Source organism: Photorhabdus thracensis, from assembly GCF_001010285.1.
Taxonomy (GTDB): Bacteria; Pseudomonadota; Gammaproteobacteria; order Enterobacterales; family Enterobacteriaceae; genus Photorhabdus; species Photorhabdus temperata.
The window spans coordinates 2963513-2978096 of the sequence record NZ_CP011104.1 but is presented as its reverse complement, the minus strand read 5'-3'; the positions used below and the strand labels follow the sequence as shown (position 1 = coordinate 2978096).

The following is a 14584-nucleotide window of genomic DNA, read 5'->3' as shown; positions in this document are numbered from 1 at the left end:
ATAAAGAAAAGAGCTGACAGAACTATGTTCGAACAACGCGTAAATTCTGACGTACTAACCGTTGCTACTGTAAACTCACAAGATCAGGTTACTCAAAAACCTTTGCGTGACTCAGTTAAACAAGCACTGAAGAACTATTTTGCTCAACTAAATGGTCAGGATGTTAATGACCTGTATGAGTTGGTACTGGCTGAGGTGGAGCAGCCATTGTTGGACATGGTGATGCAATACACCCGTGGCAACCAAACACGTGCTGCCCTGATGATGGGCATCAACCGTGGCACACTGCGTAAGAAATTGAAAAAATATGGCATGAACTAATCGCTATCAATTAGTTCATTAAAAAAGGCACTTTACCTTTTGGTAAAGTACCTTTTTTGCCGAATCAAGAAAAGTAATGCCACATTTAGCGGCCTTACGCGACAATGCAGATTATTTAGTTGCCCAGCAATCCTGAATCATCTGCATCAATCCTCTCTTTTGCCTGTTTTGCGGCAATATGAAGCAGCTTTATTATTTCCACTTCATCATACAATCTCATACCGGCCAGATCCGCTGGTGTTGGTTCTGTTGGAATAACCGCATCACTAAGCCCTTTATCTATTGCATGAAGCCACATTGATACAAAGTGTAACCCAGAAACTAACAGCATTCTGAGTTCATACATTTTTCCCTCATGTCTGGTAGAGCGTTCTGCCAAACGTAGAGCATTAACCGCAGATGAGGCAATAGGACCTTCGTTTAAAGACGAAAATTTAACTTCACCGTCAACCTCCGTTAACTCCAGATCGGCAATTGTTTTACCATCCGATAAAATAAAGTAGCGCCAATTACCTGGGATGGCATTATTCAAAACTTCACCATTGACCAGGTTTTCAATACCCAGCGAATAGCAACGATAAGGATCTGAAATAATCAGGCTGTCCGGATCTACATTTGAAAAAGGACTTGTTGGCCTATTCCGGGCCGTTTGTAATGCCTCTTGAAGCACAGGAATGATAACTTCTACTCCACCCAGAGGCGCTTCAGGATATAAAATTTTCATGATGCATCCCTAGTTTCTTCGAGTGAGATAAGTATGAGTCCAGTTCCCACCACCATTGTATGAGAAAGGAAATAAACTAAATGATTGGATAGAGTTACCATATATAGAATCAGTAACGGATATATTTCCAGTCACAGAGTTGTACCCTATAATAGCCAGAAAATGAGCACCTCCTCCATACCAGGCACAACGCAAACCGATCGGACACCCAGCACCAATTTGGGCTCTAATTTCTGGCATATTCATCGAATTGGTATAAAAACTTGCCAGACTTCTTGTATACATAAGAGCCTGATCCAAATAGCCATAAACATTACATGGACCTGGCAAACTACAACATGTCGTCCTTCCAAGTTGCTTGTCAACTACATCACACTGCGCCCAGAAACCGGTACTGAAATAAAGCCCAACAGATACAGACACAGCTGCCCAGCACCAATTACTCTGAATTTGCCGCTGCATGTTAAACTGTAATTCTCTAAAAAAAAGGATAGATTCTGATGAAGAGTCCAAATTCCCTAGCGGTATTGGCGTGATGTGCTTTCCAGATAAACATTTCGGAAAGATATTTTTTGAATCTGAATCACGACTTGCTATACACACATCTTTAGAACGTGACATAATCAGTTCTCCATAATTCTTATTTAGCAGAATATCGATTAAATATTCAAATAATTCAGGACAATGACCAGACTGTTAATGAGTAAGCTAAGTAGTTTTCTCACTTCAATTTGTCACTTAGAAAGTATAGCACAATATATTTAAATGTTTTTTCACTTGAAAACCGCAAATCAAGCTATATTTTTCTTTCAGAAAGAGATTAATTTGTTATTTTCAATCAGATTTTATAGCAAAACTTTCTTTTAACCACGTTTTTTCATATATTAATCTCTTAATACTTTCATATAATTTTACCATCCTATTGCAGGAATGCATTGTTGCAAATAGGATATTTTGCAGTATTTTTTAAATACGACTATTTGTTTAAATAAGATCTTATTATAAATATACTTCGTAGCTGTAATTTTCAGATATTATTAACCTGTCAACTAATTTCCGATCATGCAGAATTATTCCAATATCAGATTATTCCGTAATTGATGTATTAATCACTGATTTTATTAATATTAGACAATTAATTACCGCCAACAATAGAATAAAACAACCACAAAATACCAAGACAACACTAAGACGTTGGCTCCAGCCTGCTAACGCCAATCCCCCACCCAAGATCAAGTAATACAGCAAACCAAACAATGCTCCTGCGGTTCCCAATCTATCGGTATAATCAATCAATGCAGAAGCCAAGATATTAGGAATAGCGATTCCGTAGGCCACAACAATCAAAATCATCGGCAGGATAAAAAACCAGGTGGCTTCCAGAGCCATGATCATTCCTCCCCCTATCAGGAGGATAATAGCAGCAAGTAATACTGAATTTGATGAACGCCATTTTTTGTTTAACAAGAATTTATTTGACCAAGCACCGGCGCCTGACCCTAGTGCCAAAAGCAATCCGGTATAACCAAACATCTCAGAAGAGAATCCCAACCGTTCAAAATTGAACGGAGCTAATTGATAATAGCTAAACAAACATAAGTTAAAGAGTGCTATCAACAGAGCATTACGCCAAATTGCCACATCCTTGAACATCATAATTAAAGTACTTGTTAGCGGCATTATCACCACTGTTGCCGGGCGGGTTTCAGGCAGATAAATAGCAGACCAACCTGATAGTAATACCGCAAGCAGAGACAAGCCGAAAAAGACGACTTTATATCCCCCTAAATACACTAAAACAGCACCACTCATCATGCCAACTGCCGGACTTACCGCTAAAGCTATGCCCATGACGGAAAACACCCGTGCTAATTCGCTCCCCTGATAAGAATCTCTCATCATTGTTTGAGTTCCTATCGAACCGACTGCGGCACCAAATGCGGATAACATTCTGGCAACCAGTAATAACTCAAATTGGCTACTGAATAATGCCATTAATGAAGCACCACTATAGAGCAGCAGCCCACTCAATATCGTTGGACGTCTGCCTATGAGATCACACATGCGACCCCAAATAACCACGCCGATAGCAAAAGCGAAAAAATATAAAGATAAAGTTTGAGCAGCCTGTTCAGCACTCACCTTAAATCCCTTTGCAATATCGGTTAATGCTGGGCTATAGATGGTCTCTACAACTTGTGGAAACATCATTAACGCTGTTGCCAGCGTAAGCCCAAGTTTACGTTGCATTGTGATTTTACCTGGTTCAATTAGACGATAAACATAAATTAGCATGATCTCAATTGTCGCATTACAATAATAAAGACAATTTATTTATTAAATAGGACATAAATATGGCATGGCTTTCCCACAATGATAGTTTTGATCCTGATAGCCTTGGAGTACCGGTTGTTGGGATCGCCGCTGAACTAGGCCAGCATGATTCAGGATTTCATCAACATGAGATGGGGCAATTATTATTTACCCAGCAAGGGTGTATCAGTATCACCCTGGCGGATCACTTATGCATACTTCCACCAACCCGGGTTGCCTGGATCCCACCGCGTATCTCTCATAGAGCAGAGATAAAAGAATCCGTCGGATATCGCTCGATTTATCTGGATATCAATCAGATCGGGTGTCTGGCAGAACACATTGAAGTACTGGACGTTACACCTTTGCTGCGTGCAGTATTGGAACGAATAGCGCAATCACCTTTTAACACAGATTGGTTACATGGGCCTGCTGCTAACCTATTAGCGGTTTGTCTTGACGAAATCCGCCAGGCAAAGAGAGAGCCAACATTATTGCCACTCCCTTTCGATCGTCGTTTGACCTGCATCCCTATGGCAACACTTCCACCACCACTCAAAATACTGGCAATGAATATCGGCGCCAGTGAGAAAACTATCAGCCGTATATTTCGCCGGGAAACAGGTCTAAATTATCAACAATGGCGACAACAGTGGCGTTTGATCAAATCTATAGAATTACTGGCGAAACAGGGTAATTTATCATCTGTCGCTGATGAGTTAGAATTTTCCAGTGACAGCGCTTTTATAATCTTTTTCAAGAAAATGACCGGGCAACCACCAAGAGAATATATGTCTGCTTATTAAGGAAGGTAATGATTGAGGTAAAACCCATAATGCTAAATAGGCATCTGGCAGCCAAATGTCAGCTTCCTGTCAGGTATCTGTCGTGTTCCTGTTGTTATGCTTCTTTTATGATGGGTTCACTTTTGAATGCTAAAGAAGGTATTAAAAATGAGTGGATATCGAATCAAAGAATTACGGCAATCCAGAGCCTGGTCACAGGAGCAACTTGCTGAATTATCATATTTAAGTGTCAGGACCATACAACGTCTGGAAAATGGCGAAAAAGCAAGTTTAGAAACGCTGGCCGCAATAGCTTCCGCGTTTAATATAAAAGTGACAGACCTCTATTCCCCAGAAACTGATAAAATCACCCGGGAACAAGCTAAATCCATTGATAAAAAGCGAGATGAAATTCAGCAACAAATTGCATTGGAAGCAAAATTTTATCGCCATTTAGTGAGGTTTATTATTACCAGTATTATCCTTTTGTTGATCAATTGGGTAATTAATTATACTATTTCATGGTCTGGTATTGTTATTTTAATATTGGGTGTATTACTCATTAATCGCTGGCTGAAAACTTTCTTTATTCATAAATATATAAATCGATGGAAAAACAAAAGAACAAATAAATTAATCAATAAATAATCATTTTATTAAAATAACAAATTTAACTTTAAAGCCAAAAGAGAATAGTTCTTCTGGCTATATTATTTAATAATTAACTGACACCTAAGCCAAGAATCAAATAATTTATTGGTCGAAAAGTCACGCTCTTACAGAAAAATTATATCACATACAATTCAAGCAGAGAAAAATACTAACTACCCAAATACGCACTCCTCACTGCCTCATTAACCAATAACGCCGCACCGCTGTCTTCCAGTACGATCTTGCCGTTTTCCAATACATATCCACGGTCAGCCAGTTTCAATGCCTGATTTGCATTCTGTTCAACCAGAAAGATTGTCATCCCTTCTTCCCGCAACTGCTGAATAGTATCGAAAATCTGTATGATAATTATCGGCGCCAGCCCCAGTGAAGGTTCATCCAGCAACAATAACTGTGGCTGGCTCATCAAAGCGCGGCCAATTGCCAGCATTTGCTGTTCACCACCGGACATCGTTCCAGCCCGCTGATTTCGCCTTTCCTGTAATCGGGGAAATAAATCATAAACCCGTTCAATACGCTGCTGATACTGAGTTTTGTCAGCAAAAAAACCGCCCATTGCCAAATTTTCTTCGACTGTCATACGGGCAAAGACTCTGCGCCCTTCAGGAACAATCGCAATGGCCTCACGCATAATACGTGCAGTCGGCCATTGCGTGATATCTTTGCCGCGAAAAATAATAGCGCCCTCAGCCGCTCTGGGTTCACTACATAACGTATTGAGCAACGTCGTTTTTCCTGCGCCGTTTGCACCGATCAGAGTGACAATTTCTCCTTGTTGAATATTCAGACTCACCTGATGCAGCGCCTGAATTTCGCCATAGTGGGCAGATACCTGTTTGAATTCCAACATCATTAATACACCTCTCCCAAATATGCCCGAATAACGTCCGGGTTGTTACGAATCTCTTCCGGTCGCCCTTGTGCCAAAGGTGTTCCCTGATTAACCACATAAATACGATCAGAAATCCCCATCACCAGTTTCATATCGTGCTCAATCAGCAACACAGAAACCTGATGATGTTTTCTCAGTTCAGCAATTAAGACATTAAGTTCTGCTGTCTCTTTCGGATTCAAGCCCGCAGCGGGCTCATCCAGCATCAAAGCTTCCGGGCATGTTACCATACAGCGGGCAATCTCCAGACGACGTTGTTGACCATAAGCCAAATTACCCGCCTGTCTGTTTGCCAGTGGCAACAAGCCAATCCGCTCTAGCCAAACGACGGCCCGATCTACAGCCTCAGATTCTGCACGGCGGAATGCCGGCATTTTGAAAAGCCCGGAAAAAAGACCACTTTTCAAATGCTGATGCTGCGCTACTAAGAGATTTTCAATCACTGTCATCTCACGGAATAATCGCACATGCTGAAATGTTCTGACAACGCCCATACGGGCAATAGCCTGCCCGGATAACCCTTCCAGATGTTTTTCCCGCAATTTTATTGTGCCGCTGGTCGGACGGTAAAATCCTGTCAGGCAATTAAAGATCGTCGTTTTCCCTGCGCCATTAGGCCCAATAAGAGAGACAATTTCGCTTTGATTTAATATCAAGGCAACATTGTTAACCGCCAGCAAACCACCGAAGCGCATGGTCAGATCGGAAACCTGCAATAATGGTGTTGCACTCATGCCTGTTCTCCTCCCTGAGGTTGGCTTTCCTGCCGTTTCAATTTAACATTATGGCGTTTCATCGGTAACAATCCTTGCGGACGCCAAACCATCATCAGCACCATCATGGCCCCCAGCAGCAACATGCTATAGGCATTTAAATCACGCATCATCTCACGGGAAACCACCAGCAGAATGGCCGCGAGAATTACCGCTGTCTGCGAACCCATTCCACCCAGTACCACAATAGCCAGCACGAAAGCGGATTCAGCAAAAGTGAAGGATTCCGGGCTGATGAAACCCTGCCGGGCAGCAAACAGGGCTCCGGCAAAACCGGCAAATGCAGCACTGATAGTAAACGCGGCCAGTTTAATACGGGTTGGACTCAGCCCAAGAGAACGACAAGCAATCTCATCTTCACGCAATGCTTCCCACGCGCGACCTAATGGCATACGCAGTAACCGATTGATAATCAATACGGTCAGTATCACCAACAACAATACGACCAGATAGAGGAAAATAACCCGGTCACTTGGATCGTATTTCAGACCAAAGAAGTTATGGAAAGTATCCCAACCGCCCTCTTTCACGCTGCGGTTAAATTCCAGCCCGAAGAAAGTGGGTTTCGGAATCTGGCTGATACCATTCGGGCCCCCCGTTATTCCGGTATTATTCAATAGCAGAATGCGAACAATCTCGCCAAAACCGAGTGTGACAATTGCCAGATAGTCACCTCTCAATCGCAATACCGGAAAACCTAACAACAGCCCCGATAAAGCAGCCGTTAATCCCGCCAACGGCAAGCTCTGCCAAAATCCCAATCCGTAATAGTGACTTAGTAAGGCATAGGTATAAGCGCCGATAGCATAAAAACCTGCATATCCAAGCACCAGCAACCCCGACAAACCAACAACTACATTCAATCCCAGCCCCAACATGATATAAATTAATGTCAGCGTAGCGATATCGACACTGCCACGGGAGACAATAAATGGCCAAACAATCGCGGCAACAATAATCAATGCCGCCAGTAGTTTTTGTCCCTTGGTTGAACCATCGAAATCCGGCAATGTCCAGCTTTTAACTGATACTTTCTTCATCGTCTGTTGAACAATTGGACGCAGTAGCTGGAACAGGAAAACAACCGTACAGCCGACGCCAATCCATAGCCATCGGACTTCATCGGCACGGTAAACGACCAACTTCGTACCATCCAGTGACAACTGCATCCCCATCATAAAAACAGCTAGAACAAGTAAAGCGACTGAGGCAATAATGGCATTAATCCAATTGGCATGTTTCATACTTTTTCTACCTCTGGACGGCCTAAAATCCCGGTAGGCATAAACAACAACACAACGATAAGCAGAGCAAAGGAAACCGCATCTTTATATTCTGTGCTCAAATAAGCAGAAGTCAGGGCTTCAGAAACACCCAGAATCAAGCCACCAATCATTGCTCCCGGAATGCTGCCAATGCCTCCCAATACAGCTGCGGTGAACGCTTTCATGCCTGCCATAAAACCGATATATGGATTTATCACACCGTAAAACTGCCCCAGTAAAACACCGGCTACCGCTGCCATTGCAGCGCCGATAACAAAGGTCAAAGAAATAACTTTGTCAGTATTGATCCCCAGCAAACCGGCCATTTTCAGATCCTCCGCACAGGCACGGCAAGCACGGCCCATACGGGAATAGCGGATAAACATCGTCAGTACCAGCATGGCAAGGAATGTCACTACCCAGATAATCAGTTGCATAGCAGTAATACTGGCAGAAAATCCATCACTTTCGCTCAATACCCACTGCCCGGTAATCAACCCCGGCAAGGCCAGATCACGGGAACCCTGTGACAAGCTGACATAATTTTGCAGGAAAATAGACATCCCAATGGCAGAAATCAGCGCAATCAGGCGTTTGGAATGGCGAACGGGTTTGTAAGCCACCCGTTCAATACTCCAGCCATAAGCGCTGGCAATCACAATTGATGTTAAGAAAGCAGCAGTAATCAGCAACCAGCCCAGATCAATTCCCATCATCATCAGAGCAGCAATCACAATAAAGGAGACATAGCTGCCAATCATATAAACTTCACCATGAGCAAAGTTAATCATCCCGATAATGCCGTAAACCATCGTATAGCCAATGGCAATCAATGCATAAGTGCTACCCAAGGTAACCCCGTTTAACATCTGTTGTAAAAAATAGAGAAATTGTTCTGACATACCTTGTACCTCTGGAATAGTAGCCCCTGTCAAACAGGGGCTGACAGCCATTCGGATGGCTTTACTTCACAGAAGTAGAAGAACCGTCTGCATGCCATTCAAAAATGCCGAACTCAAACCCTTTCAGGTCGCCAGCCTGATTCCAGCTCAGTGTTCCCATCACGGTATCGACTGGATTAGTTTTCAAGTCTTTCACCAAATCAGCAGGTTCCATGCTACCTGTACGGCTCATTGCCGTTGCCAGAGATTGCAGGGCGGCATAGGTTGTCCAGACGAATGGGCCCGTTGGATCCTCTTTCTTAGCTTTGATTGCATCAACGATAGCTTTGTTTGCCGGAGCTTGATCGTATCGTTTAGGCAATGTTACAAACATTCCTTCAGAAGCAGAACCGGCAATATTAGACAACGAAGAGTTACCGACACCCTCCGGCCCCATAAAACGGATATTCAAACCCGCTTGTTTAGCCTGGCGCAGAATTTGTCCCATTTCAGGGTAATAGCCGCCAAAATAGACAAAATCCACATTTTCTTTTTTCAGACGGGCAACCAGCGCTGAGAAGTCTTTATCACCGGCAGTAACACCTTCAAACAATACCGTATTGACGCCCATTTTTTTCAGTTTATCAAGAACGGAACGTGCCAACCCTTCACCGTACTGCTGTTTATCGTGAACAATTGCCAGCCGCTGAGGTTTGAGCCTTTCAACAATATATTTCGCTGCCGTTGGACCCTGATCAGAGTCCAGCCCAGTAGTACGCAGAATCATTTGATAGCCACGAGTTGTCAGATCAGCATTAGTTGCCGCGGGCGTAATCATAATGACACCTTCATCTTCATAGATATCAGATGCTGGTTGAGTCGATGAAGAGCAGAGATGACCGATAACATAACGAATGTTGTCATTAATCACTTTGTTAGCAACTGCAACAGCCTGTTTTGGATCACAAGCATCATCATATTCAACGCCCACCAGCTTATCGCCATTGATGCCACCTTTGGCATTAATATCCGCAATAGCCTGACGTGCGCCAGTAAATTCCATATCTCCATACTGAGCAACCGGACCGGACATCGCCCCCACAATCGCTACTTTAATCTCTTTTGCCCACAGAGAAGAACTCATCATCATGGCAATACAACCGGCTAATAATGCTTTACCTGTTACGATTTTCATTTTATTTATCCCCGTATTGTTATTGGTCTGGATGATTGTGTTTGCCATTAAGATCTTTCATTATCTGGCTGACAATCATGACCTTTTGTGATTAATGATTAGATAAAGTGATTTATGCTAATAAAATTTTATTTTTCATGTTATTAAAATAGCATTTCATGCTTAAAATCAAATTAACAAGGTAGCAAAAAGCATTAATTACAGCATAAAATACCGCCAAAATTGATTGTAATTTAGGCAAATCATAGTGTGATATTCTGGTTAAATATTAGTAAAGCAATCTTTAACTCGAAAGATCGATTGTGTTAAAAACATTTTTTCCAGTAACGTATAAAAATAGTCACACAACATTCTGACTGTTTACTCATCTACAATGGATATGGAAAAACCATGAAGTTAACTATTGAACAACTGACTGTTTTATCAGCACAAGATATGATTGATTTGGGGAAAATCTGGCCTCAGCAAACGCCAGAACAGTGGCAAATCCATCTAAAAAACGGTAATAAACTGTTTGCTGCCCGTTTTAATGACAGATTGTTGGCCGCAGTAAAAATCACTCTCAGTAATCAATTCGGCCTACTTGAAGATTTATGTGTTCGTGAAATAACACGCCGCCGGGGTGTGGGTTTATATCTGGTAAATGAAATAAAGGCCCGACATCCTACGGTTAAACAGTGGAAGCTCAGTCTCAAGGGGTTCCCAGATGCCAACGAACCGGCGTTAAAAGGTTTTATGAACGCCTGTGGTTTTCGTTATGATACCACTTCAAACTACTATTTGGGCTGACTCATCTTCCAGACGGCAGCCACATTGCGGGCTGTCACCCGCAAATTCTCATGCCCGCAAGCAAGAGCATCAGAAAGAGAACAAACACCGGGCATAATTGAGAAAACGGCATCCAATCCATGCTCATGAACGACGTTATAGTCCTGACTCATACCACCAACTAATGCAATGGTTGGAATAGCATACTTTTTGGCGATACGGGCAACGCCGATTGGTGTTTTACCGTAAATAGTCTGCCTATCCATCCGGCCTTCCCCAGTAATAACCAAATCAGCACCTTGTACCACTTTCTCCAATTCCAACGTGGAGATAACAATATCAATTCCCGGTTGTAATTTCGCTTTAAGACAACCAAGTAAAGGTGCCCCCATACCACCTGCGGCTCCCGTACCCGGTACATCCATGACCTTCACTTTTGTCAGGAATTCAATTTTTTCACCGTAATGACGCAAAGCAGCATCCAATTCTTTCACCATCTCTGGGGTCGCCCCTTTTTGTGGTCCGAAAACAGCAGATGCGCCAAACTCACCACATAACGGGTTAGACACATCACAGGCGACGATAATTTCAGTCTGACTCAAACGCGAATCCAAACCAGAGAGATCGATTTCAGCGAGCTGACTTAACGCGGCTCCACCTGCCCTCAACTCTTCACCACAATCATCAAGCAGACGAGCACCCAGTGCCTGCATCATACCAGCACCACCATCATTAGTCGCACTACCACCGATACCGAGGATTATCTTACTGACACCTTTATCTAAAGCAGCCAGCATCAGCTCACCGGTACCATACGTTGTGGTTATCAGCGGATTACGCTTTTCCATCGAAACCAGATGTAAGCCAGAAGCCGCCGCCATTTCAATAACAGCGGTTTTTCCATCACCCAACACGCCAAAAAAACTATCCACCGGCTGATTTAACGGGCCGGTAACAGGCAAGTGGATAATTTGCCCATCGGTGGCGGCTACCATTGATTCAACCGTACCTTCACCACCATCTGCCATCGGCAACTTAATGTATTCAGCTCGTGGATAGATTTCACGAAATCCTTGTTCTATCGCTTCAGCAACCTGCAAGGCACCAAGGCTCTCTTTAAATGAATCAGGTGCAATAACAATTTTCATCGGATTAGTTTGGTTGTAGGACTCTGAAAGAAGGAATAAAAAAGGCGATAAATCATTATCGCCCTTTTAACTTATTAATCGTGAATGCGTTAACGCAAAATCACTTTATTTATGCTTCAATTGCTACACGCAGTTTTTTCATGGCATTCTTTTCAAGCTGACGTACACGCTCCGCAGAAACACCATACTTATCAGCCAGCTCTTGCAGGGTAGATTTGTTATCATCATCCAACCAGCGGCAACGGATAATATCCTGACTGCGCTCATCTAAGCCTTCTATCGCTACCGATAATTTATCAGCAGCATGGTTTTCCCAATTGTCCTCTTCAATGCCGTCTGCAAAATCAGAAGCTTTATCCTGAAGATACAGAACTGGGGCAATCGGCAAGCCTTCCTGACTATCATCATCAGCAGACATATCAAACGCCATATCCTGCGCTGACATACGAGATTCCATCTCACGCACATCTTTACTGGTCACACCAAGTTCTTTGGCGACCATTTCCACTTCGTCCTGATTAAACCAACCTAAACGCTGTTTAGTTTTGCGCAGATTAAAAAACAGCTTGCGTTGTGCTTTAGTTGTCGCAACTTTAACAATACGCCAATTACGCAGTACATATTCGTGGATTTCAGCTTTAATCCAGTGAACAGCAAAAGAAACCAGACGCACCCCCACTTCCGGGTTGAAACGACGTACTGCTTTCATCAAGCCAATGTTCCCTTCCTGAATTAAATCCGCCTGGGGCAGGCCATAACCAGCATAACTGCGAGCGACATGAACAACGAAGCGCAGATGAGACAGAATCAGCTTCTTAGCTGCATCCAGATCTCCCTGGTAATGCAGCCTTTCAGCCAGTTCCTTCTCTTCCTCCGCTGTCAGCATCGGGTAGGTATTAGAGGCACGAATATAGCCCTCTAGACTTCCTTGAGGAACTAACGCTAAGGTTTGCATTTCTTTGGCCATTCAAATCCTCTCAAATTAAGACTCAAATCGTTAGTACAGATTACATCAGTGTTTATAAACCAATGCTCAACATACAGCGGTACAGTCTATCACCAGAATGTGCATATTCAAGTTACAGATGCGTGAGGTTGTAATAATTTCAGGACAGATAACATCCACCGTGGAATCACGGAACAAAAAATAACAGATTGTTTTATATTTATGCAAGTAACTTTATTTGTATCAGCCATAACAAGCATTAATTCAATTATTCTGGCGTAAAGTGGCGCAAATGCTGGGTTGTGGCTAACCAGGCAGCTACCCAACCAATCATCGCGGAGATTAAAACCAACAACAGGGATTCATCCCATGAAAGACCATGTAAATTAAACGTGGTACCAAACACACTGGCAACCTGTGTGACAACATCAGAGAGCTTCCACACCAACAGGGCAGAGAGTATCAATGATAACATCGCACCAAGCCCCCCTAACAAAGCGCCGCCATTGAGGAATGGACGCAAAATGAAACCATCAGTCGCACCAATCAGCTTCATCACGTTAATCGTGTCACGATGGCTGAAAATACTGAGACGCACGCTGTTACCGACGACCAAAAACAACGCCACGACCATCAGAATACCAATCACTGCCGCAATCTGCCCGACAAGCCCCGTCAACGCCGCCAAACGGGCAAACCAGCTATCATCCATCCGAACTTCTTCAATACCCTTGACCTGAGAAACCCGGTCACGCAACGTAGTCAGCGTCTGTGAGCTTTGAAAATCGATTTTCGGTGTAATGATAGCAACCGCGGGTAGTGGGTTCTCTTCCAGCATATCCAGCGCACCGCCAAAACCAGACCAAGTACGGAACTCTGTCATCGCTTCCTGACGTGAGAGATAATTAACATTATCCACACCATCAAGTGCTTTCAGTTCACTTATTAATTTCTGAGCGCTGTTGTCATCCAGTGATTTATCGAGATACACCGTCAATTGAGGGGTGGGATACCATTTTTCCGCAGCCTGGCTGACATTCTTCCAAACAATGTAACAAACGCTTGGTAATGTCAGAGATATCGCAATAACCATAATCGTCAGCAGAGTTGCTAGTGGCTGACGCAACATATCTGTCAGCACATTCATCCAGGCATAACGCCACTGTCCATGCCATCCCCCTTGCAGAGCTTTACTTTTCGATCTTGTTACTTTCCCCGCTGCCTTACGCACATTTTTAACCATGATGCTCTCCCGCCATACGGCCCTGGCTCAGAGTCAGAATACGATATTTCCGTCGTTCAATCAGTGCCATATCATGGGTCGCCATCAGCACCGTCACCCCTACTCGGTTAAACTCTTCAAACAGCCGTAAAATGCCTTCTGACAATTCACCATCAAGATTACCAGTCGGTTCATCCGCCAACAAAACAGTTGGCTTATTCACAACTGCCCGGGCAATACCGACACGCTGCTGTTCACCCCCCGAAAGCTGAATCGGAAAATTTTTCGCTTTGTCCAGCAGACCCACTTTATCCAATGCCGCAGAAGTCCGGCGACGGATATCTTCAGAACTCGCACCTGAAATAATCAGTGGCATTGCCACGTTATCGTATACCGTCCTATCCAACAGCAGATGGTGATCCTGGAAAATCATACCAATCTGGCGACGCAGGAAAGGCACCTCACGACTCTTTAACCGGCTGATATCATGACCTGAAAACCAGATATGTCCGGCACTAGGTCGCTCAATGCCACAGATGAGTTTCAGCAAGGTACTTTTACCTGCCCCTGAGTGACCAATGAGAAATGCCATTTCCGCAGGGCGCAAATGAAAATTCACCCCTTGCAGGGCTTGCCGTCCCCCCAGATAAGCTTTACTGACCTGTTCAAAGCGAATCAT

16 protein-coding genes are annotated in these 14584 nt (G+C 43.5%); 4 read left to right on the top strand and 12 right to left on the bottom strand.

All coding sequences use genetic code 11. The features are described 5' to 3' along the window. Nucleotides 1-24: 24 nt before the first annotated feature. Nucleotides 25-321: a DNA-binding transcriptional regulator Fis gene (gene fis, locus VY86_RS13020; RefSeq protein ID WP_010847912.1), complete on the top strand. Its 297-nt coding sequence runs from the start codon at nucleotides 25-27 to the stop codon at nucleotides 319-321. A 115-nt stretch (nucleotides 322-436) separates the two neighbouring features. Here the strand turns inward: fis and VY86_RS13015 are convergent, their stop codons facing one another. The 3 genes from VY86_RS13015 to VY86_RS13005 all read right to left on the bottom strand — a co-directional run bounded on the left by VY86_RS13015 (nucleotide 437) and on the right by VY86_RS13005 (nucleotide 3295). Further along, the gene (locus VY86_RS13015) at nucleotides 437-1045 is read right to left on the bottom strand and encodes a hypothetical protein (protein WP_046975255.1); all 609 of its coding nucleotides are present in this window, start codon (nucleotides 1043-1045) and stop codon (nucleotides 437-439) included. A gap of 9 nt (nucleotides 1046-1054) precedes the next feature. After that, nucleotides 1055-1666 (bottom strand): papain-like cysteine protease family protein, encoded by a 612-nt coding sequence (locus VY86_RS13010; RefSeq protein WP_046975254.1) that lies wholly within the window; start codon nucleotides 1664-1666, stop codon nucleotides 1055-1057. A gap of 465 nt (nucleotides 1667-2131) precedes the next feature. After that, on the bottom strand, nucleotides 2132-3295 hold the full coding sequence (locus tag VY86_RS13005; protein ID WP_046975253.1) for a multidrug effflux MFS transporter: 1164 nt from the start codon (nucleotides 3293-3295) through the stop codon (nucleotides 2132-2134). A 104-nt stretch (nucleotides 3296-3399) separates the two neighbouring features. Here VY86_RS13005 and VY86_RS13000 point away from each other — a divergent pair, with 104 nt between their 5' ends. Both VY86_RS13000 and VY86_RS12995 read left to right on the top strand, forming a co-directional pair. After that, nucleotides 3400-4164 carry an AraC family transcriptional regulator gene (locus VY86_RS13000; protein ID WP_046975252.1) on the top strand — a complete coding sequence of 255 codons (765 nt, stop codon included), beginning with the start codon at nucleotides 3400-3402 and terminating at the stop codon, nucleotides 4162-4164. A 126-nt stretch (nucleotides 4165-4290) separates the two neighbouring features. Beyond that, the gene (locus VY86_RS12995) at nucleotides 4291-4791 is read left to right on the top strand and encodes a helix-turn-helix domain-containing protein (RefSeq protein WP_082111235.1); all 501 of its coding nucleotides are present in this window, start codon (nucleotides 4291-4293) and stop codon (nucleotides 4789-4791) included. Between the two features lie 172 nt (nucleotides 4792-4963). Here VY86_RS12995 and livF read toward each other — a convergent pair whose 3' ends face one another. The 5 genes from livF to VY86_RS12970 all read right to left on the bottom strand — a co-directional run bounded on the left by livF (nucleotide 4964) and on the right by VY86_RS12970 (nucleotide 9821). Continuing rightward, on the bottom strand, nucleotides 4964-5665 hold the full coding sequence (livF, locus tag VY86_RS12990; protein ID WP_046976866.1) for a high-affinity branched-chain amino acid ABC transporter ATP-binding protein LivF: 702 nt from the start codon (nucleotides 5663-5665) through the stop codon (nucleotides 4964-4966). A gap of 2 nt (nucleotides 5666-5667) precedes the next feature. Further along, nucleotides 5668-6441, bottom strand: a complete 774-nt coding sequence (gene livG / locus VY86_RS12985) for a high-affinity branched-chain amino acid ABC transporter ATP-binding protein LivG (RefSeq protein ID WP_046975250.1) — start codon at nucleotides 6439-6441, stop codon at nucleotides 5668-5670. Continuing rightward, entirely contained in the window at nucleotides 6438-7724 is a 1287-nt protein-coding gene (locus VY86_RS12980; protein WP_046975249.1) for a high-affinity branched-chain amino acid ABC transporter permease LivM, read from the bottom strand. The genes livG and VY86_RS12980 overlap by 4 nt, the downstream gene beginning before the upstream one ends. Further along, a complete protein-coding gene (gene livH, locus VY86_RS12975) occupies nucleotides 7721-8647 on the bottom strand; it encodes a high-affinity branched-chain amino acid ABC transporter permease LivH (protein WP_046975248.1) in 927 nt (308 codons plus the stop codon). The genes VY86_RS12980 and livH overlap by 4 nt, the downstream gene beginning before the upstream one ends. A gap of 61 nt (nucleotides 8648-8708) precedes the next feature. Further along, on the bottom strand, nucleotides 8709-9821 hold the full coding sequence (locus tag VY86_RS12970) for a branched-chain amino acid ABC transporter substrate-binding protein (RefSeq protein WP_046976865.1): 1113 nt from the start codon (nucleotides 9819-9821) through the stop codon (nucleotides 8709-8711). A 390-nt stretch (nucleotides 9822-10211) separates the two neighbouring features. On the opposite strand from VY86_RS12970, the gene panM reads away from it, so the two are divergent. Then, complete coding sequence (gene panM / locus VY86_RS12965) at nucleotides 10212-10610, top strand: aspartate 1-decarboxylase autocleavage activator PanM (protein WP_046975247.1); 399 nt, start codon at nucleotides 10212-10214, stop codon at nucleotides 10608-10610. Here panM and VY86_RS12960 read toward each other — a convergent pair. From VY86_RS12960 to ftsE, 4 genes are all read right to left on the bottom strand, one after another. Continuing rightward, the gene (locus tag VY86_RS12960; RefSeq protein WP_046975246.1) at nucleotides 10598-11737 is read right to left on the bottom strand and encodes a glycerate kinase; all 1140 of its coding nucleotides are present in this window, start codon (nucleotides 11735-11737) and stop codon (nucleotides 10598-10600) included. The genes panM and VY86_RS12960 overlap by 13 nt on opposite strands. Before the next feature lie 109 nt (nucleotides 11738-11846). Next, nucleotides 11847-12704: an RNA polymerase sigma factor RpoH gene (gene rpoH / locus VY86_RS12955; protein ID WP_021324317.1), complete on the bottom strand. Its 858-nt coding sequence runs from the start codon at nucleotides 12702-12704 to the stop codon at nucleotides 11847-11849. 247 nt (nucleotides 12705-12951) lie between these two features. Then, entirely contained in the window at nucleotides 12952-13926 is a 975-nt protein-coding gene (gene ftsX, locus VY86_RS12950) for a permease-like cell division protein FtsX (protein WP_046975245.1), read from the bottom strand. Continuing rightward, nucleotides 13919-14584, bottom strand: coding sequence for a cell division ATP-binding protein FtsE (gene ftsE, locus VY86_RS12945; protein WP_046975244.1), 666 nt, complete (start codon nucleotides 14582-14584; stop codon nucleotides 13919-13921). Before ftsE ends, ftsX begins: the two co-directional genes overlap by 8 nt.